Annotated in this window: 19 protein-coding genes and 2 pseudogenes; 10 read left to right on the top strand and 11 right to left on the bottom strand. The window is 69.7% G+C overall.

What is annotated here, in order from left to right:
• The first annotated feature begins 287 nt into the window (after positions 1–287).
• The gene (locus ACFXAE_RS34855) at positions 288–1841 is read left to right on the top strand and encodes a zinc-ribbon domain-containing protein (RefSeq protein WP_384723270.1); all 1554 of its coding nucleotides are present in this window, start codon (positions 288–290) and stop codon (positions 1839–1841) included.
• 16 nt (positions 1842–1857) lie between these two features.
• Positions 1858–2163, top strand: coding sequence for a hypothetical protein (locus ACFXAE_RS34850; protein WP_279562821.1), 306 nt, complete (start codon positions 1858–1860; stop codon positions 2161–2163).
• Positions 2164–2288: 125 nt separating this feature from the next.
• Here ACFXAE_RS34850 and ACFXAE_RS34845 read toward each other — a convergent pair whose 3' ends face one another.
• From ACFXAE_RS34845 to ACFXAE_RS34795, 11 genes are all read right to left on the bottom strand, one after another.
• Positions 2289–2867 (bottom strand): AAA family ATPase, encoded by a 579-nt coding sequence (locus ACFXAE_RS34845; protein WP_384723273.1) that lies wholly within the window; start codon positions 2865–2867, stop codon positions 2289–2291.
• Between the two features lie 102 nt (positions 2868–2969).
• Positions 2970–4184 (bottom strand): IS3 family transposase, encoded by a 1215-nt coding sequence (locus ACFXAE_RS34840; RefSeq protein ID WP_384723267.1) that lies wholly within the window; start codon positions 4182–4184, stop codon positions 2970–2972.
• Positions 4185–4251: 67 nt separating this feature from the next.
• On the bottom strand, positions 4252–4995 hold the full coding sequence (locus ACFXAE_RS34835; RefSeq protein ID WP_384723264.1) for a helix-turn-helix domain-containing protein: 744 nt from the start codon (positions 4993–4995) through the stop codon (positions 4252–4254).
• A 478-nt stretch (positions 4996–5473) separates the two neighbouring features.
• Positions 5474–6607: a DUF475 domain-containing protein gene (locus tag ACFXAE_RS34830; RefSeq protein ID WP_384723261.1), complete on the bottom strand. Its 1134-nt coding sequence runs from the start codon at positions 6605–6607 to the stop codon at positions 5474–5476.
• A gap of 19 nt (positions 6608–6626) precedes the next feature.
• A complete protein-coding gene (rraA, locus tag ACFXAE_RS34825) occupies positions 6627–7118 on the bottom strand; it encodes a ribonuclease E activity regulator RraA (protein ID WP_384723258.1) in 492 nt (163 codons plus the stop codon).
• Positions 7119–7167: 49 nt separating this feature from the next.
• Positions 7168–7812, bottom strand: coding sequence for a 3-oxo-tetronate 4-phosphate decarboxylase (gene otnC / locus ACFXAE_RS34820; RefSeq protein WP_384723255.1), 645 nt, complete (start codon positions 7810–7812; stop codon positions 7168–7170).
• Positions 7809–9083 (bottom strand): 3-oxo-tetronate kinase, encoded by a 1275-nt coding sequence (gene otnK / locus ACFXAE_RS34815; protein WP_384723252.1) that lies wholly within the window; start codon positions 9081–9083, stop codon positions 7809–7811. The genes otnC and otnK overlap by 4 nt, the downstream gene beginning before the upstream one ends.
• 83 nt (positions 9084–9166) lie before the next feature.
• Complete coding sequence (locus ACFXAE_RS34810; protein WP_384723249.1) at positions 9167–10249, bottom strand: isocitrate/isopropylmalate dehydrogenase family protein; 1083 nt, start codon at positions 10247–10249, stop codon at positions 9167–9169.
• Between the two features lie 44 nt (positions 10250–10293).
• Positions 10294–11130 (bottom strand): sugar phosphate isomerase/epimerase family protein, encoded by an 837-nt coding sequence (locus tag ACFXAE_RS34805; RefSeq protein ID WP_384723246.1) that lies wholly within the window; start codon positions 11128–11130, stop codon positions 10294–10296.
• Positions 11127–11837, bottom strand: coding sequence for an aspartate/glutamate racemase family protein (locus tag ACFXAE_RS34800; RefSeq protein ID WP_384723243.1), 711 nt, complete (start codon positions 11835–11837; stop codon positions 11127–11129). Before ACFXAE_RS34800 ends, ACFXAE_RS34805 begins: the two co-directional genes overlap by 4 nt.
• A gap of 235 nt (positions 11838–12072) precedes the next feature.
• Positions 12073–12786 carry a FadR/GntR family transcriptional regulator gene (locus ACFXAE_RS34795; protein WP_384723240.1) on the bottom strand — a complete coding sequence of 238 codons (714 nt, stop codon included), beginning with the start codon at positions 12784–12786 and terminating at the stop codon, positions 12073–12075.
• A gap of 364 nt (positions 12787–13150) precedes the next feature.
• On the opposite strand from ACFXAE_RS34795, the gene ACFXAE_RS34790 reads away from it, so the two are divergent.
• The 8 genes and pseudogenes from ACFXAE_RS34790 to ACFXAE_RS34755 form a co-directional block, all read left to right on the top strand.
• Positions 13151–14446 carry a CitMHS family transporter gene (locus ACFXAE_RS34790; RefSeq protein WP_384723237.1) on the top strand — a complete coding sequence of 432 codons (1296 nt, stop codon included), beginning with the start codon at positions 13151–13153 and terminating at the stop codon, positions 14444–14446.
• A 331-nt stretch (positions 14447–14777) separates the two neighbouring features.
• A pseudogene (locus tag ACFXAE_RS34785) lies at positions 14778–15050 on the top strand (isocitrate/isopropylmalate family dehydrogenase); the annotation flags it as partial.
• Positions 15051–15153: 103 nt separating this feature from the next.
• On the top strand, positions 15154–16524 hold the full coding sequence (locus tag ACFXAE_RS34780; protein ID WP_384723234.1) for an NAD-dependent succinate-semialdehyde dehydrogenase: 1371 nt from the start codon (positions 15154–15156) through the stop codon (positions 16522–16524).
• A gap of 22 nt (positions 16525–16546) precedes the next feature.
• A complete protein-coding gene (locus tag ACFXAE_RS34775; RefSeq protein ID WP_384723231.1) occupies positions 16547–16999 on the top strand; it encodes a cupin domain-containing protein in 453 nt (150 codons plus the stop codon).
• A gap of 36 nt (positions 17000–17035) precedes the next feature.
• A complete protein-coding gene (locus ACFXAE_RS34770; protein WP_384723228.1) occupies positions 17036–17332 on the top strand; it encodes an antibiotic biosynthesis monooxygenase family protein in 297 nt (98 codons plus the stop codon).
• A gap of 158 nt (positions 17333–17490) precedes the next feature.
• Positions 17491–17622, top strand: coding sequence for a GntR family transcriptional regulator (locus ACFXAE_RS34765; RefSeq protein WP_384723225.1), 132 nt, complete (start codon positions 17491–17493; stop codon positions 17620–17622).
• 271 nt (positions 17623–17893) lie between these two features.
• Positions 17894–18154, top strand: coding sequence for a hypothetical protein (locus tag ACFXAE_RS34760; protein ID WP_384723222.1), 261 nt, complete (start codon positions 17894–17896; stop codon positions 18152–18154).
• A gap of 9 nt (positions 18155–18163) precedes the next feature.
• Positions 18164–18535, top strand: a pseudogene (locus ACFXAE_RS34755) (integrase); the annotation flags it as partial.

Below are 18535 nucleotides of genomic sequence, written 5' to 3'. Positions count from 1 at the left end.
GAGGCCCTGCCTTCATGCCCGCAGTCCGCCGCGATCACCCGATCGAGACTCCCGTTCGACGCCCGCCTCTCAAGACCGGAACGACAACAGCTACTTACAACAGAACGGCGTTCTGGTCAGCAGGTTGCGTTTGGGGCAGGGCGCGGGCAATCGACAGGGAACCACCAGCCGGTTTGTGACTTCTTCGAATTCACTCTACGGTCTGTCTTCAACTTCGTCGGCCCGGCGGCCTCTTGGGTTCGATCCTGAGGGCTGAGGGACTGACTTGCCCCTGAGGAGAAGACACCGTGTTACGCGCATCGCTGCCGAAGACCGTTCGGCGAAACCTGGGCGAGCATCCCGTCGCCAAGGAGTTCCACCCTGAGCGCAATGAGGGACTGACAGCAGAGGAGGTGCCCTACAGCTGGAAGACCAAGGTGTGGTGGCAATGCTCTGCGAACCCTGCTCACGAATGGTCCGCAACGGTCAACAATCGCACCAAGCCGCAGTCCACCGGTTGCCCAGCCTGCCGAGGCAAACGCCTCAGCGGACAGGTGCCCTTTGAGCGAAGCCTGGCCGCCATCTCTCCAGACGTAGCCAAGGATCTCAACCCGGAACGTTCCGGATTCACCGCCTCAGAGGTGCTCAACGGCAGCAAGAGCGTGGCCTGGTGGCGGTGCCTGGCGGGACACCCGGACTACGACATGAGCGTGAACTCCCGGACCAATGCGACCCGCCCGCAGGGCTGCCCGTACTGCGCACGCAAGCGTCTGGCTCGCGAGCACAGTCTCGCCGAAGTCGCCCCCGACGTGGCACTGGAGTTCGACGCGCCGGTCAACGGCACGACGGCCCACGAGATCTTCGCCCAGGACAACCGGGTCCTGGCCTGGTTCTGCCGGAGTCACCCGGAGCACCGCTGGACGGCCAGTCCGAACAACCGGGTCGGCAAGGGGTCTCGATGCCCCTTCTGCAGCGGAGCCCGGGTGTGGGACGTTAACCGCCTGGCGAGCAACCGGCCTGATATTGCCCGCCAGTGGGACCACGAGCGCAACGGCGCGCTCAGCCCGCGCGACGTATCGGTCGGCTCCAGCCGGATCGTCCACTGGTTATGCCGGAAGGGGCCCGACCACCGCTGGCAAGCTCGGGTCTACAAACGAGCCAGTGGGCAGGGCTGCCCTTACTGTGCCGGAAACAAAGTGTCCACCACCAGCAGCCTTCTCGCCGTGCGCCCCGATCTGGCCGTCCAGCTCGATCCGGTCAGATCCAAGATCAGCGCAGCAGAGCTGACCTCGGGCAGCAGCATGAAGGTCCACTGGATCTGTCCGATCAACCGGGAGCATGCCTGGATCGCCACCGTCGCAAACCGCACAAGGGGCGGCACGGGCTGCCCCCACTGCAACATCCCGGGAACCTCCGCCCAGGAGGTGCGGCTGGCCGCGGAGCTGTCGGTCGTCCTCCCTCTGGATCCCGACCGCCGCACCATCCGCACCGCCAAGGGCATCGAACGGGTGGACATGTACATCCCGGAACTCTCTCTTGTTCTCGAATTCGACGGCTCGTACTGGCACGAGAGCACAGCCGAGATGGACGCAGCGAAGTCACAACGCCTCGCCGATGCAGTCGACCATGCGGTCCGTGTCCGAGAGCATCCGCTCGAACTACTCAATCCCATAAAAGATGTGAACGTGCCTTTCCTGTCTCCGGCACACGAAGCTGCAGTCATAGTTCTCGAGCACCTCGTCCGGCTCCGAGTCATCCCGCCACAAGTGCTGACTCGCTATACCAGCTCACCAGGCCCCAGGGCAGCCGAAGCCGCCGAAGCCCGCCTCGACGAACTGCGCCGCCGAGCCAGCCAGAAGTGATCGCGAACCGTTCCTGATGTCAGCGATCGGTCATGCCGCGTTATGGGTAGTGCTCGTCTCGGTGCTGCCCGGGGTGCTCCTGGCGGTGACCCGGAGCTTCAACGAGACGCTCGCCGGTATCTCCCGCTTCCACACGGAGTCGATGCGGCGCCGGCGCGAAGACGAGTTGCTGGGCAAGATCATCGACATTGACGCGAATGGAGGCCTGGGACACATCGAACGGGTACGACACGAGCGCCCACTATGTGCTGCCACGCCCGCCGTTGACCCGGCCCCTCCCACCCCGTCGGGCGACGCCCTGCCGTCCGATTCACCCCCATGATCGCGGAGGCCACGGACAGCAGCCCCGCCTGCCCCTACGAGGCGCCGGGCCTGGCTGGCTGCCCAGTTCGGTTTCGGGCAGCACGGCCCCTGGACGGCTACGGTGGGCCATACGTGACAGGGCCTTCAGTCGACGTGGCGTTGGGTGGGGTCGAGGCGACTGAGGACGGCGCGCACCAGGTCCCGGCTGTAGGGAGGAAACGGTGCGGCTGCGCCCTCTGGCGCAGCCGGTTGCGGCGGACCCGCGCTACCGGGACCCTTCGCGTCGGTGCCGCCGTGCTCGTCCCAGAGCAGGTAGGTGATTTTGGCCCATTGGCGGAAGTTGCCGTGGCAGGCGACGTCGTCGATCCACAGCAGTTCGTCTGCGGGTACGTCCGCCCACAGCGGGTGGTACTTGGGGATGACGGTGAGGACTTCGGCGGGTGTGAGGGGCTTGTAGCGCTGCCAGACGAGGATGCGGGAATCCAGCGCCGGACGGTTCTTGATCTTCTGGTAGCAGGTCTCGGCGCCGACCAGGACGACGGCGAGGCGGGTGTCCTCGTCGTCCCAAAGCTCGCGGATGAATTCGAAGGCCCGGGTGTCCAGCCACTGGGCTTCGTCGACGACCAGGACGCGCGGGGTTTCCGACAGGGCTTCCTTGAGGATGGTTTCGCAGCGGGTGCTGTTGAGGGGGGCCTCGCCGGGAAGGTCGAGCTTTTTGTACAGGGAGGCGCGCAGGGCCTGGATTTTGGCGGAGCCGACTTTGATGCGCAGGGTGGTGTGGGGGGCGAGGTCTGAAGTTCCCCCCTGGCCGTGGACAGCGGGTGGTTACGCTGCGGGGGCGAGAGCTTGTGCCGTCAGGGTCCGGGTTTCGACCGGGGTGACGTATCCGTAGACGGGATGCTTCCGCAGGCGGGTGCGGTTGTACTCGACCTCGATGAAGCGGAAGACATCGGCGCGGGCCTGCTCTTGGGACTCCCAGACGGTGGTCCCGATCTCTGCCTTCAGTAGGCCGAAGAAGCTTTCAGCCGCGGCGTTATCGTAACATGAGCCCGTTCTGCCCATACTTTGCCGCAGCCTCAACTCCCGTATGACAGCGCGGTATTCACGTGAGGTGTATTCCGCTCCGCGGTCCGAGTGGGCGATGCAGCCCTCCTTCAGATCACCCCGGCCGGCGGCCATCCTCAGCACGTCGACGACCAGGCCGGCCCGGTGATGGTCGGCCATCGCATAGCCGACGACCTCACGGGTAGCCAGGTCGATCACGGTGGCCAGATACCACCAGCCGGCGAGCGTGGGCAGGTAGGTGATGTCGGACACCAGCTTCGTGCCGGGCTCGGCCGCGGTGAAGTCCCGGCCCACCAGATCCGGCGACGGGGCCGCCCTGCGGTCCGGTCGGGTCAGACCCCGGCGCCGTCTGCGGGTGATCCCGCGGATGTCGTGCTCGCGCATGAGCCGCTCCACCCGCTTGTGGTTGATCCGGTGCCCCTGCCTGCGCAAGGCTGCCGTGATCCTGGGAGCTCCGTACGCGCGGCGGGAAGAGGCGTGGACACGCCGGATCTCGGCGACTGTCTCCTCTTCCCTGCGGGCCCGTTCCCGGGCGGTCTCGCGGGAGGCGAGATGGGCGTAGTAGCCGGAGCGGGACACGCCGAGCACCCGGCACAGCAGGGCGACACTGTGACCACCGGGGTTGTTCTCGGTGGCCTTCTCCGCATCGATGAACGCGTAGCGCACGGCTACTTCGTCGACTCCCTGGCGAAGAAGGCCGCGGCTTTTTTCAGGACCTCGATCGTCTGCTGCTGTTCCCGGTTCTGCCGCCGCAGTCGGCGCAGCTCTTCCCTCTCGTCGCTGGTCAGCGCACCGGTAGGCCCCTGCCCCCCGGTCTGCCTTGTCCTGGTTCACCCAGTTCCGCAGGCCCTCCGGGCTCACCCCGATCTCCCGGGCGACCTCGGTCACCGTCTTCCCGGAGGAATGGACCAGCGCGACCGCGTCCCGCTTGAACTCGGCCGTGTACCGCTTACTCGTGTTGCTCTTCTTGCTCACTACCTGGAACTGCTTCCTCCGGGACCTGTCGTCCCAGTATCAGGCTGTCCAGGCCACGGGGGGAACTTCACAGGTCGGCCTCCCCCGCACCGCGCGGCAGACGCCTGCCCAGCTCGAGGGCGTCCGCGAGCACCCGGCGCAGTTCGGGAACCGTCGGGTGCACACCGACGTGGACCCGACGGACCCTGGCCGGGTGCGGCAGCTGGGACAGGGCGTACTGCAACGCGACGGTCTTGCCCTGGCCGGCGTCGCCGTACAGACACACCACCGCCCCCACCGCGGCCGCGTGCGCGACCGTCCGCAGCACCGACCGCACAGCGGAGGTGTGCACCACCTGGGCGCCCGGCACCAGGACCGGGACCTGCGCCAGATGCTTCTGCTCCCGCAGAAAAACCTGCCCGCCGGTGCCTTGGCCGGCCACGATGTTGAGGCCCAGCTCGCTGAGCGGATCCAGCCTGCTCGGCCCGGCCACCTCGGGCTCCCGCTCGACCAGCAAAGCCCGCCCCGCCCGGCGGTCCCTGCGGATCACCCGGTGCAGTGTCGACGCCGACGGCACCGAGGCCCCGCCGCTGGCAGCGGCCAGCCGGCGCCTGAGCTCAGCGACATTCCCTCCGACCTCGCCCAGCAGTACCCACACCTCGTCCGACACCGCATACCCTTGCCGGACCCCGGCCTCCAGCTGCCCGGTCGTCTTGGCCTGCTCCAGCCAGCGCCACACCGTACGCTCCGAAACCCCCACCGTCTCAGCGACCGCACGCACATGCCGCGTGGCCAGCTCCCCCGCCTGCTGCCGCTCCAGCAAACGACGCACCACCAACCCCCGGGACAGCACAGGCCCACGACCGGCCCTTACCTCTTGATCCACCCCACGATCACACCGGCCCGGCCCACCTCAACGCATAAGAACTCTCAAACCTGAGACAGCATCAGCTGCCATGCGATAAAGCCCCACGACAGCGATCCCACCCCTCAATCTCTCACCTCATGACAGCAGCCCACCCACCCAAAAACACCCACTGACCAGCCCCGTAACACCAACCCCTGGACCAGCGCGACCGACTCTCACCACCACTGACACCAACCCGAGAGATCGCAGCCAGGCTGGCACGGGCTCTGCACCGCCGGAGGTGGCTCGCGAGCCGGCCCAGGGCGCTGTCCGGGCGCGTGACCGGGTTCTCGGTTCGGCCCACGATCACGCCTACCGGGACAGGGAGGCCGACTGGGCCCGGGCAAGACCGCGAAGCTGCCCCGGTAGGCCGTGTCGTGGGGAGCGTGCTCGTTGAAGTCGGTCAGGCCAGCGAGGCGGCCTTCGTCCCCTCGCTGTCGGCTTCAGCCTCGGCCAGCCGCTTATTGCGGCGGATGGAGGACCAGAAGGAGGCGCCGATGAGGACGACGCCGATCAGGCCGGTGATGACCTCGTTGATCTCGTACTGGATGGTGACCAGGAGGATCACGGCGAGGGCGCCGATCGCGTAGTGCGCGCCGTGCTCCAGGTAGACGTAGTCGTCGAGGGTGCCCTGGCGGACCAGGTAGACGGTCAGGGACCGCACGTACATGGCGCCGATGCCCAGGCCGAGGGCCATCAGCACGATGTCGTTGGTGATGGCGAAGGCACCGATCACGCCGTCGAAGGAGAAGGACGCGTCCAGGACCTCCAGGTAGAGGAACATGAAGAACGCGGCCTGGCCGGCCAGCTTGACGGGCGACTTGGGCTTGCCGGTGCGGGCGGCTTGTTCCTCCTCGTGCTCGCGTTCCTCCTCCTCTTCGAGTTTGTTCTCAAAGTAGCTGGAGAGGCCGCCGACGATGAGATAGGTGATCAGACCCGCGATACCCGCCAGCAGCACCGTCTCGGTCTTGTCGACGTGCGCGCCGCCGTGCTGGTGGGCGTGGGTGGCCACCGTCGTCGAGGCGATGAGCAGCACGGCCAGGGCGATGCAGACCGACAGCATGTCGACCTTGCCCAGCTTGGCGAGCGGGCGCTCGATCCAGGTGAGCCACTTGATGTCCCGGTCCTCGAAGATGAAGTCGAGGAAGATCATCAGCAGGAACATACCGCCGAACGCGGCGATCGACGGGTGTGCGTCGGTGACCAGCTGCTGGTAGCGGTCCTTGTCGGTGAGGGCGAGGTCGACGGCCTCGATCGGCCCCAGCTGGGCGCTGGCGGCGACGATGACGACGGGGAAGACCAGGCGCATACCGAAGACGGCGATCAGGATGCCGAGGGTGAGGAAGATCTTCTGCCAGAAGGCGTTCATCTTCTTCAGGATTCCGGCGTTGACCACCGCGTTGTCGAAGGACAGCGAGATTTCCAGGATGGAGAGGATCGCCACGATGCCGAAGGCGGTCCACCCCCCGTAGAAGGCCGCCGCGACCAGGCCGAGCGCGGTGACCGCGAACGACCAGCCGAAGGTTTTCAGGAGCACTGGCTACCCAATCGTGTGGTCAGGTGCGGTCGGGAAGGAGGACGATGCCGTCGTCGTCGGCGTGCAGGATGTCGCCGGGGCGGAAGGTGACACCGCCGAAGGTGACGGGGACGTCGACTGCTCCGGCGGCATCCTTGGCGCTCTTGCGCGGGATGGTGCCCAGCGCCTTGATGCCGAGCCGGAGCCCGGCGAGGGCGACGCTGTCACGGACGGCGCCGTGCAGGACCAGGCCGGCCCAGCCGTTGTCCTGGGCGGCGCCTGCGATGAGGTCGCCGACCAGGGCGGTGCGCAGGGAACCGGCTCCGTCGACGACCAGGACGGCACCGTCGCCCGGGGTGCGCAGCAGGTCGCGCAGCAGGCCGTTGTCCTCGTGACAAGAGACGGTGCGAACCGGTCCGGCGAAGCCGCGGTGCCCGCCGAACTGGCGGAACTGCAGGTCACAAACGCGCAGTGCGGTGCCGTATTGGTCGACGAGGTCGGCGGTGGGGACGGGGGTCACTGTTTCGGGCATGGGGACTCCTTCTCGCTGGGGGCTGCCGCGCCCGCTTCTCATCCGGCCGTCAGGGGGATGTGGGGGCGAGCGCGGCAGCCTGCTCGGGGGTGAGGGGGTGGGTGGCGTGTCCCCTCAGGAGGAGGTGGAGTTTGGCGGTCTCCTCCAGTTCCTCGATCGCGTCGGCGGCCGCCTCCAGGCTCGCGCCGGCGATGACGGGGCCGTGGTTGGCGAGGAGGACGGCGTGGTGGGTGCGGGCCGTTTGCTCGGCGAGCGGTTCCAGGCTGCTGTCGCCAGGGGCGTGGTACGGCAGGAGCGGCAGGGTGCCGACGCGCATGGCGTAGTACGCGGTGAGCGGGGGCAGGGCGTCGTCGGCGTTCACATCAGCGAGGCAGGAGACTGCGGCGGCGTGGGTGGAGTGCAGGTGCACGACCGCGTGGGCGCCCGGCCGGGCCCGGTAGAAGGCGGCGTGCAGGAACGCCTCCTTGGTGGGCCGGGGGCCGTCGAGGTGCTTGCCGTCCAGGTCGGTGCGGGACAGTTCGGCCGCCTCGACGGTGCCGAGGCTGGACCCGGTGGACGTGAGCAGCAGGCTGCCGTCGGCCAGACGGACGGAGAGGTTGCCGGTGGAACCGTGGGTCAGGCCACGGGTGAACAGCGAGCGCGCGGTACGGACGATGAGTGCGCGGGCGGCGGACTCGTCGGTGTAGGCGCTCACCTGGCCTCCCCGGCCGTGGTGGTGAGGGCGCGGGTGAACAGGTCTGGGGCGCCGAAGTTGCCGGACTTGAGCATCAGGGCGAGGTCCCCGGACTCGGTGGTGGCGTATGTCCAGGGCACGCCGGGGTCGGCCTCCGCGCCGACGAGTACGGCGCGGACGCCGAGGGCGGTGGTGACGGCGCCGGAGGTCTCCCCGCCCGCGACGAGCAGTCGGCGCACACCGCGTTCGACGAGGTGGGAGGCGAGTGTGCCGAGCAGTTCCTCGACCTGTGCGGCGGCTTCGGCGACACCGAGCTGGGCCTGGACGGCGGCGAGTTCCTCGGGCGAGGCGGAGGCGTAGATCAGGACCGGCAGGTCGGGGTCCTGTTCCGCGTACCAGGCCAGTGCCTCGCCGGTGACGTCGCGGCCGGTGGCGGCGGCGAGGACGTCGAGGTGGAGGGAGGGCAGGCCGGCGGCGTAGAACTGGGCGATCTGTTCCAGGGTGCGGGCGGAGCAGCTGCCGGCCAGCACGGCGGCACGCCCTTCGCACGGCAGCGGCTCGGCGGTGGCCGCTCCGGTGGCGGGGTAGGCGTGTCCGAGTCCCTCGGCCAGGCCCGCGGCGCCGGCGACGACGGAGAGTTCGAGTGCGGCGGCGCCGAGCACGGCCAGGTCGTCGTCGGTCAGGGCGTCGGCGATGATGTGCCGGACACCGGCCTGCCGATGGGCCACGATGGCGTCCCGGGCGGCCTCGACACCCTGGCGTACCGTGCCCCAGTCGATGAGGGCGGCCTTGTGCGGGGTCTGCGCGGACAGCAGCCGCACCAGCGCGGAGTCCGTCATCGGGTTGAGGGGGTGGTGGCGCAGTGGCGAGTCGGAGAGCAGTTGGTCGTGGACGAACAGGTGGCCCTGGTAGACGGTGCGGCCGTTGGGCGGGGAGGCCGGGCAGTGCAGGGTGACAGCGGCACCCGCAGCATCCATCAGGGCGTCGGTGACCGGGCCGATGTTGCCGTGCGGGGTGGAATCGAAGGTGGAGCAGTACTTGAAGTAGACCTGGGCCGCGCCCTTGTCCCACAGCCAGCGCTGGGCGGCCAGCGAGTCGGCGACCGCCTCGTTGGCCGGGGTGGAACGGGACTTGAGGGCGACCACGGCGGCGTCGCAGTCCGCCGGGAGCACGGTGGTGTCGTCCGGGGCGCCGAAGACCAGGGCGGTGCGCAGGCCCGCACGCCGGAAGGCCGCGGCGACGTCGGTGCCGCCGGTGAAGTCGTCGGCTAGGCAGCCGATGCGCAGGGTCATGGTCGGGGGTCTCTCCTCGGGCGTGCGGGCGGAGTGGAACCGGGGCGGGCGGACGGGGAGTTGCCCGCCCCGGAGCGGGTGGGTCAGTTCTGGCCGGCGCCGATGGCCTTGATGACGGCGGCGGTGAACTCGCTGGTGGAGGCGGAGCCGCCGAGGTCGCAGGTGGCGGTGCCGGCGGCGATCGCGTCGGCCACGCCCTTGTCGATGATCTTCGCGACGGTGGCGAGCTTCTCGTCACCGTGCTTGGCGCCGAGCCACTCGAAGAGCATGGCGCCGGAGAGGATCATGGCGACCGGGTTGGCGATGTTCTGCCCGGCGATGTCGGGGGCCGAACCGTGGGACGCCTGGGCCATGGCCGTGGTGGCCGAGGAGTTGATCGACGGAGCCGTGCCGAGTGAGCCGGAGATCTCGCCGGCCAGGTCGGAGAGGATGTCGCCGAACATGTTCTCGGTGACGATGACGTCGAAGTCCTGGGCGCGGCGGACCAGGTGGACGGTCATGGCGTCGATGTGGAAGTCGTCCACGGCGACGTCCGGGTAGTCCTTGGCGACTTCCTGGCACACGGTGCGGAACAGGCCGGTGGTCAGCTTGAGGACGTTGGCCTTGTGGACGATGGTGAGCTTCTTGCGGCGCGAGCGGGCCAGGTCGAAGGCGACGCGGGCGACGCGCTCGGTGGCCTCGCGGGTGATGATGCCCAGCATGATCGCCGTGTCCGCAGTGGGCATGAACTCGCCGGTGCCCGCGAAGGTGTTGCGGTCGGCGTAGAAGCCTTCGGTGTTCTCGCGGACGATGACCAGGTCGGCGTTGTCGCAGACGGCCTTCGCGCCGGGGAAGGACTTGGCGGGGCGGATGTTGGCGAAGAGCTGGAAGTGCTTGCGCAGGGTGCCCGAGGGGTTGAGCGCGGACTTGTGCGGCTCGGGGTAGGACACCGAGTCGTGCGGGCCGAGGTACCAGCCGTCCAGACCGGCGAGGGCTTCCTTGGTCTCCTCGGGGACCGGGGTGCCGTGGGTCTCGATCGCAGCGGCGCCCAGCGGCAGGGTCACCCAGTCGACGGAGACGCCGGCGGCCTGGGCGGCGGCGGTGGCGATCTCGACGGAGGACGGGACGATCTCGGGGCCGATGCCGTCGCCCTCAAGGACGCCGAGGCGGTAGGTCTTGCTGCTCATGGTGCGGGTTCCTCTCGAAGAAGGGGGGGTGGTGGGGAGACGGGTCAGGACAGCACGGCCGCCGCGTCGGTGAGCGCGGTCCAGGAGCGGGCGGCGGCCTTGCGGCTGTCGCCGTCCTGGGTGTGCTCCAGGGTCAGCCAGCCGGTGAACCCGCCGGTGCGCAGAGCGGTGAACAGGGCGGGGAGGCGGGGGTCACCGATGGTCAGGGGACCCCGCGTCGAGGGCGCCGCGAGTTGCAGGCAGCCGGTGACGCGGGCGTGGTCCGCGACGGCCCGTACCGCGTCGATGCCTTCGGCTTCGAGGTGGTGGGTGTCCAGCACCAGTCCGGCCGGGGCGTCTAGCGTGGCGGGGGCGGCGAGGGCCTCGGCCGGGGTGTTCCACAGCGAGGTGTTGGCGCGTGACTGCGGTTCCAGCAGCAGCCGGCTGCCGCGGCCGGCGGCCTCTTCGGCCAGGTGCTGCACGGCGCGCTCGGCCCACAGGCGCTGCATGTCCTCGAGTCCGGGCAGGAAGGTGCCGCGGGTCTGTCCGAGGGTGACCGGTACACCGAGTTCACCGGCGAGGCGGGCCGCGCCCAGCAGGCGGAACAGGGCGTGCCGTCGGACGTCCGGCGAGGGGTCGGTCAGTGTCAGACGGTCCTGTGCGGCGACCGGTCCGGTGCCGATGCCCAGCACCTTCAGACCGGCGGCCTCGACGGCCCGCGCCAGTGCTTCGGCATCCTGTACGCCGCTGTCACGGACCTGGACCTCCACGCCGTCGTAGCCGAGCTCGGCCAGGGGGCCGACGGTCTCGGCCAGAGGTGCGGCGAAGCCGAGCGGCATGGGCGCGGAGCAGTCGTTGCCGGAGACGGTGTAGGCCAGCGGCCAGGGCAGCCCGGCGGTCACGGCGCGACCGCCGGGGCCGGGACGGCCGGCTGCTCGGCGGGCAGGAGCAGCCCGCGCAGTTCCCGTGCGGCGGCGCCCGCGCCGTCCAGTACCGGCACACCCAGCAGGTCGGCCAGTGCGTCGCGGGCCGGGGTGAGCGAGTACTGGGCCAGCAGCACCGCGTCGACGTCAGTACCGTCGGCGGCCCGCAGGGCCTCGGCCAGGTGACGGGCGGCCGTCTCGGGGTCGGCCGCGCCGGCGGCGTCCTTGCTGAGGGCGGTCACGATGTCCACCGGACGGTCCGGACGGACCGCCGGGACGAGCGCTTCGAGCTGGGCGACGGCGGCCGGGACGGCGGGCGGCACCGAGGCGACCACGGCGACGCGCCGGTACGGACCGGCCAGAGCTGCCTTGAACATCGACTCGTCCGACTTCAGCACGGGCACGTCCCACAGCGCGCGGGCGGTGTCCACGACCTCCCCGTAGGAGGAGCAGGTCAGCAGCAGGCCTTGGGCCCCGCCGTCCATCACGTGCCCGATCAGGCGGAGCATGCGCCGGCGCAGTGCGTCGGTGAGTCCGTCGGCCGCGTTGGCGTCCACCAGCAGACGGTCGTCCAGCACGTTCCAGACAGTGGCCTGCGGGAACTCCTGAGCGAACGCCTCGTGGGCGATGCGGTGCGCGGCGGGCACGGCATGGATCATCGCGACCAGGGGTTTGGATTCGATCACCGGGTTCTTCCTCTTCCGGTAGGCGGGGACCGGCAGGGGTCCCGACCGCGGGCCTTTTCCGGCCGGCACGGGAGTGGCCCGTGACGGACGGCCGGGGCAGGCCCGGGATAGGGGCGGCAGCGTGTTCTCGCGGTGCCGCGCCGCCACTCTAAGTTGAACCGGTCAACCGGTCAACCGGTTAGAGGCAGGGAGTGCCGCGAGGCACCGGGGCCGGCCCGGCAGCCCGCGGCTCCCGCTACCCCTCGCGCTGTTCCAGCGCCTCCATCAGGCGGCGGGACGCTCCGTCCATGTGCTGAGCCATCGCCGCACGGGCGGCCTCGGCGTCACCCTTCGCGACCGCCTCGTAGATCGGAACGTGGTCGGCATAGGCCACCTCGCGGGACCGGACGGCACCAGTGCGCTCCACCCAGCCGCGCTGGATCATCGCGCGCATGCCCTTGAGCATGTCCCGCAGCACCGTGTTCGCGGCCAGTTCGCCCAGGGCGGCATGGAAGGCGGTGTCCGCCTCGGGGAACTCCTCGTCCGGGCACTCCCGCATGGCCGCCAGTCGGGCCCGCAGCAGTTCGACACCGGCCTCGTCGCGCGCCTGGGCGGCCAGACCGGCGACGACCACCTCCAGCTCGGCGCGGGCACGCACCATGTCGCGGGCGCCCCGTTCACCCAGGACGAGACCCAGTTCGAAGAGGCGGTAGAGCACATCGGAGTCGGCGCCGCGGAAGTACGTGCCGCTGGACTGGCGGATCTCCAGCAGGCCGAGGAAGCCGAGCGATTTGATGGCCTCGCGTACGGTGGGACGGTTGACCCCGAGCATCTCGGTCAGCCGCCGCTCCGACGGGATGCGGTCGCCGGGCTGGACCTCGCCGGACATCAGGTAGTCGATCAGGCGGCGGGAGACCTCGGCGGCCAGTGGCTCACGTGGTTCGACCGTGATCCTGGCGAGTTCGGCCATCGATTTCCTCACTTCGGTATTGACGCGATGGCCGGATTCTAGTTACCTACCGGCAATCCGGTAAACCGGTTGTCCGGAAGTGGGCGGGATCAAGCCACCCGCCTCTTCCGACTGACCGCGCCGGAGGTCCCAGCCACGCCAGGCGCACCCCTGACGCCCTTCACCGGGCCACCGCCCACCACGACCGTGCGCCCGCCGAGCCGCCGCACAGGAGCCGCACGCCCCCATGACCGATCCGTCACACGAGCCGAGTACGGCCCTGTATGTGCCGGCGGTCGTTGCCCAGACCGCCACGCACTGACTCACACGCCGTCCTGCGCCGCCGTCCGACCGGCGGCCCACAGCCCTGCCCCAAGGAGCAACGATGCTCGCCGTCCTCGGCTTCGCCACACTGGGCAGCTTCATGCTGCTCGTGATGCGCAAACACCTCTCCGCCTTCACCGCCATCATGCTCACGCCGATCGTCGCCGCCATCGTCGCGGGCAAGGGCACCGAGCTCGGCGACATGATCATGAACGGTCTGGACACGGTCGCGCCCACCGCCGCCCTGTTGCTGTTCGCCGTCCTCTACTTCGGCCTGATGATGGAGGTCAAGCTCTTCGAGCCGATCGTCCAGGCCATCATCCGCGCCACCAAGGGCGACCCGGTCAAAATCATCGTCGGCACCGCCGTACTGTCCCTGTGCGTCGCCCTCGACGGCGACGGCACCACCAGCTACATGATCGTCTGCTCGGCGTTCCTGCCCATCTACCGCCGCCTGGGCATCAACCCGCTCATCCTCGCCACGCTCGCCGCGATGGCGCTGGGCACCATCTCCGGCACCACCCCCTGGGGCGGCGCCACCACCCGCGGCATCAGCGTCCTGCACCTGAGCGCCACCGAGTACTTCGTCCACATGATCGGCCCGATGGCGCTGACCAGCCTGACCATCATCGCCGTCGCCTACTGGCTCGGCCTGCGCGAACGCGGCAAGCTGGACGCCGAGAAGCTGGCCGCCTACAAGCTGGAGATCGCCTCCGGCGAGGCGTTCGAGCCGATCAACGCCGGCTGGCGCATGTGGTTCAACGCAGGTCTCACTCTGCTGCTGATGGTGCTGCTCATCGCCGAGGTCGCCGACCTCCTGGTGCTCTTCATGGTCGCCTTCGTCATCGCCCTGCTCGTCAACATCCGCAAGATCGGCGACCAGCAGGACCTCATCAAGCGCCAGGCGGCCAACGCGGTCCCGGTGATGATCCTGGTCCTGGCGGCCGGCGTCTTCACCGGCATCATGACCGACTCCGGCATGATCAAGGCGATGGCCGACGCGGCTCTTTCGATCGTCCCCGACGGCTGGGGCAATGTCATCCCGCTGTTCACCGCCGTCCTCGCACTGCCGCTCGGCTTCTTCATGTCCAACGACGCCTACTGGTTCGGTGTCGTGCCGGTCCTGGCCGAGTCCGCTGCGCACTACGGCATCCCCGCCAACGAGATCGCGCGCGCCGGCGCCATCGGCCAGATCTTGCACATGATGGGACCGACCAGCGCGCCCCTGTGGGTCCTGCTCGGGCTCGTCAAGGCGGAGCTGGGCGACTTCCAGAGGCACGCCCTGCGCTGGGGCGTCCTCGTCTCCCTCGCGTACATCGCCTTCGCGCTCCTCACCGGGGCTATCAGCGTCGCCTGAGTGGTGTGTCTGAGTCACTCCGCCTGCCGGTGGGCCACAGGACTTCCTTTGGGCCCATCGTGGAGTCCGCCGACGGGCCGTGGCACCGGATCGACCAGTTGCCACGGCCTTTCGCGTCAGGTGAGCGTGAGGGCGCCGGTCAGCAGGGCGAAGGCGATGTACGCGAGAGAAACGGGGACGCCCCAGCGCAGCGCCGTCCTCTGGAAGTCGCCGAGGTGGGGCCCATGCTGTGCAGGATCTGGCCGATGGCACCGGCGCGCGCGATCTCATCGGCATCGATGCCGTAGTGGCTCGCCGACTCGGCCAGGTCGACGTCATCGTCACCACCAACATGTTCGGCGGCATCCTCTCCGACAAGGCGTCCGAACTCTCCGGCAGCCTGGGCCTCGGCGGCTCCGTCAACGCCTCCGACACCCTGTGCGTCGGCCAGGCCCAGCACGGCTCCGCCCCCGACATCGCCGGCCGGGGCATTGCCAACCCCACCTCGCTGATCCTGTCCGCCGCAATGCTCCTGGACTGGCGCGGCCGGCGCGACGGGAACGACCGGCTGCAACGGGCCGCCGTCCTGATCACCGAAGCGGTCGGCACGGTCCTGGACAACCCCGCCACCCGCACCCGCGACCTCGGCGGCACCCTCGGCACCGCCGAGTTCGCCGCCGAGGTCTGCCGGGCATCGAGCACACCGAGCACGCAGGAGAGACCGTCTGATGGTCGTTTCCAGCAACCCGGCCACCGGCGCCGAACTCGCCCGCCACCCGGAGCAGTCGCCCGAGGAGGTCGACGGCATCCTCAACGCGGTGGCCTCGGCCCAGGCGTCCTGGCGCCGGCACGAGATCACGGACCGCACCCCCCTACTGCGGGAGACGGCCCGCGTCCTGCGCGAGGGCAAGGAGGGCTACGCCGCCCTCATCACCGCCGAGATGGGCAAGCCCATCACCGAGGCGCGCGCGGAGATCGAGAAGTGCGCCATGACCTGCGAGTACTACGCCAAGCACGCCCCGCAGCAGCTCGCGGACCACCCGGTTGCCTCCCATGCCACCGAGAGCGCCGTCGTCTACGACCCCCTCGGCGTGGTCCTCGCGGTCATGCCGTGGAACTACCCCTTCTGGCAGTTCTTCCGATTCGCCGCCCCCGCCCTGGCCGCGGGCAACGGCACCCTCCTCAAGCACGCCAACAACGTGCCGCAGTGCGCCCTCGCCGTTGAGGAGGTCATCCGCAAGGCCGGCGCCCCCGAGGGCCTGTGCCGGACCCTGCTGGTCGAGGTCGGCCAGGTGGCCGGACTCATCGGCGACCCGCGGGTCGCGGCAGTCACCCTCACCGGCTCCACCGAGGTGGGCGCGGTCGTCGCCGCCCAGGCCGCGGCCGTACTGAAGAAGCAGGTCCTCGAACTCGGCGGCTCCGACCCCTTCGTCGTCCTCGCCGACGCCGACATCGCCGCTGCCGCCGCCACCGCCGTCAAGGCCCGGTACGTCAACGTGGGCCAGTCCTGCGTCAACGCCAAGCGGTTCATCGTCGAGGACGCGGTGGCCGACGAGTTCGTGGCGGCGTTCACCGCCGCAGCGGCGGCCCTCAAGGTCGGCGACCCGACCGACCCGAAGACCGCCATCGGCCCGATGGCGCGCGCCAACCTCCGCGACACGCTGCACGACCAGGTCCGGCGCAGCGTCGAAGCGGGTGCCGTCCTCACCCTCGGCGGTGAGATCCCCGACGGCCCGGACTGCTACTACCCGCCCACCGTCCTGGACCACGTCCGCCCCGGTATGGCCGCCTTCGACGAGGAGACCTTCGGGCCCGTCGCCGCCGTCACCCGCGCCACCGACGCCGACGAGGCGATCGCCCTGGCCAACCGGACCGAGTACGGTCTCGGCGCCGCCCTGTGGACCTCCGACCTGGACCGCGCCCGCCGCCTCACCCGCGTCCTGGACGCCGGCGCCGTCTTCGTCAACGGCATGGCCGCCTCCGACCCGCGCCTGCCCTTCGGCGGCATCAAGAAGTCCGGCTACGGCCGCGAACTCGGTGCCGAGGGCATCCGCGAGTTCGTCAACACCAAGACCGTCTGGATCGACCCGGCCGCCTGACCACCCGCACCTGGAGAACACCGTGAACCACCCCACCGACGAACCCTGCTTCACCTCCTTCCCACCCGCCGTCCTGCGGCCCGCCGAGCTGACCGCCTTCAGCCGCGGCGGCGGCGCCCGCACCATCCCCCTGGTCACCCGCTCCGTCGGAGCCGAGGTCTTCCTCACCGGCCAGACCCTCTTCGAAGGCGGCGCCGGCATCGCGCTGCACACCCACAACTGCCCCGAGAGCGTGACCATCCTCGAAGGCGACGCCATCGTGGAAATCGACGGCACCGAGCACCACGTGACCCGCTTCGACACCACCTACGTCCCCGCCGGGATGCCCCACCGCTTCCGCAACGCCTCCGCCACCGAGCCGATGCGCATCCTGTGGATCTACGCCACCGTCGACGCCACCCGCACCATCGTCGAGACCGGTGTCACCGCGCGCGTCGACGCCGAGCACAACAAGGCCGCCGCCAACCGCGACTGACCCCACGACGGACCGAAAACACAAGGAAGCACCACCGTGATAACTGAGATCGCGCAGATCGAAATCCTCTCGGGCCAGGAGGAGGACTTCGAGAAGGCCGTCACCGAGGCACTGCCCCTCTTCCTCGCGGCCGACGGCTGCGACGGGGTCGACCTGCAGCGCAGCGTCGAACACCCCTCGCGCTACCGGCTCATGGTCCGGTGGGAGACGGTCGAGCACCACACCGTCACCTTCCGCGCCTCCGAGGGCTTCGCCCGCTGGCGGGCCCTGGCCGGACCACACTTCGCCGCTCCGCCGCAGGTCGAACACGTACACTCAGTCCTCGCACCATGACGTCAGGGGCCGGGACCACGACCGGTCCCGGCCCACCTCGGCCCACGCGGAGGCACACAACGATGACCCCGCCCCCGGTCCAGAACAGGGCGTCCCCATCGGGACAGGAGCCACCCCAGGGACCCACCCCGCTGACGCGCCGGAAGGCCGCACGCATCGTGGAACACATCGCCGCGAGCGGACTGACCGCCGGCACCCGCCTGGTCGAACGGGCCCTCGCCGACCACCTGAAGGTCTCCCGCTCGCCGGTCCGCCGGCCCTGCGTCTGCTGGCCGACGACGGCGTCGTAGCTCCCGCCGCTCGCGGCGGTTACACCGTCGCCCTCACCGGACCGGCGCTCACCGAGACGTCCCCGCTCCAGCCAGCCCAGGACGACGCCGAGGACGTCTACCTGCGCATCGCCGCCGACCGCCTCGATGGCCGGCTCCCCGACCGGGTCACCGAGAACGCTCTCGCCCGCCGCTACGACCTCATGCCCGGCCAGCTCGCCCACGTCCTGCGCCGGATCGCCGTCGAGGGCGGATCGACCGGCTTCCCGGGTACGGCTGGGAGTTCCAGCCGATGCTCACCTCGATGGAGTCCTACCGGGACAGCTACCGATTCCGGCTGACCATCGAACCCGCCGCCATCCTCGAACCCGGCTTCGTCCTCGATCGCGATGCTCTCGAATCCGTCCGCGCCCAACAACAGCGTCTGGTCGACGGAGAGATCCACACCATCGGCAACGCTGCCTCTGCCGAAAACCTCATCCGCCCTGGTGAAAGGCGGTGCTCGGGTGCTCGAGGGGGTGCTCTCGCGTACCTGGTGGTTGTACCGACATGATGGTCGGTCGTGCTGCTGCGACTGGCTTACCTGACCATGACCCAAGCGTTCGCCATGGTCCGCCTGTTACCGATGAGCGACCGGGACAAGGAAGCGGAGATTCTCGCCCTGCGCCATCGGATCACGGTGCTTCAGCGTCAACTCGGCAAAGGCAGGGTGCGGTTCATCCCGGGCGATCGAGCGTTCTTGGCGGCGTTGCTGCATCGGCTGCCGTCGGAGGTGGTGCGCAGGGTGGGGTTGCTGGTGCGTCCAGATACGGTGCTGCGCTGGCACCGCGATCTGGTCGCGCGCCGCCACGCTGCCGTTTCCCGGCCGAAGCGCCCGGGAGGGCCGCGGACCGTGCGCTCCATCCGGCTCTTGGTGTTGCGGCTTGCGCGGGAA

Origin of the sequence: Streptomyces sp. NPDC059454 (genome assembly GCF_042749965.1) — a bacterium.
In the GTDB taxonomy this organism is placed as follows: domain Bacteria; phylum Actinomycetota; class Actinomycetes; order Streptomycetales; family Streptomycetaceae; genus Streptomyces.
This window is presented reverse-complemented; position numbering and strand designations above follow the sequence as displayed.

Coding starts and splice junctions, on each gene's coding strand:
- ACFXAE_RS34790 (WP_384723237.1), top strand. CDS start 13,151: ATGCTCGCCGTCCTCGGCTTCGCCACACTGGGCAGCTTCATGCTGCTC.
- ACFXAE_RS34795 (WP_384723240.1), bottom strand. CDS start 12,786: ATGGCCGAACTCGCCAGGATCACGGTCGAACCACGTGAGCCACTGGCC.
- ACFXAE_RS34760 (WP_384723222.1), top strand. CDS start 17,894: ATGCTCACCTCGATGGAGTCCTACCGGGACAGCTACCGATTCCGGCTG.
- ACFXAE_RS34810 (WP_384723249.1), bottom strand. CDS start 10,249: ATGAGCAGCAAGACCTACCGCCTCGGCGTCCTTGAGGGCGACGGCATC.
- otnK (WP_384723252.1), bottom strand. CDS start 9,083: ATGACCCTGCGCATCGGCTGCCTAGCCGACGACTTCACCGGCGGCACC.
- ACFXAE_RS34780 (WP_384723234.1), top strand. CDS start 15,154: ATGGTCGTTTCCAGCAACCCGGCCACCGGCGCCGAACTCGCCCGCCAC.
- ACFXAE_RS34850 (WP_279562821.1), top strand. CDS start 1,858: ATGTCAGCGATCGGTCATGCCGCGTTATGGGTAGTGCTCGTCTCGGTG.
- rraA (WP_384723258.1), bottom strand. CDS start 7,118: ATGCCCGAAACAGTGACCCCCGTCCCCACCGCCGACCTCGTCGACCAA.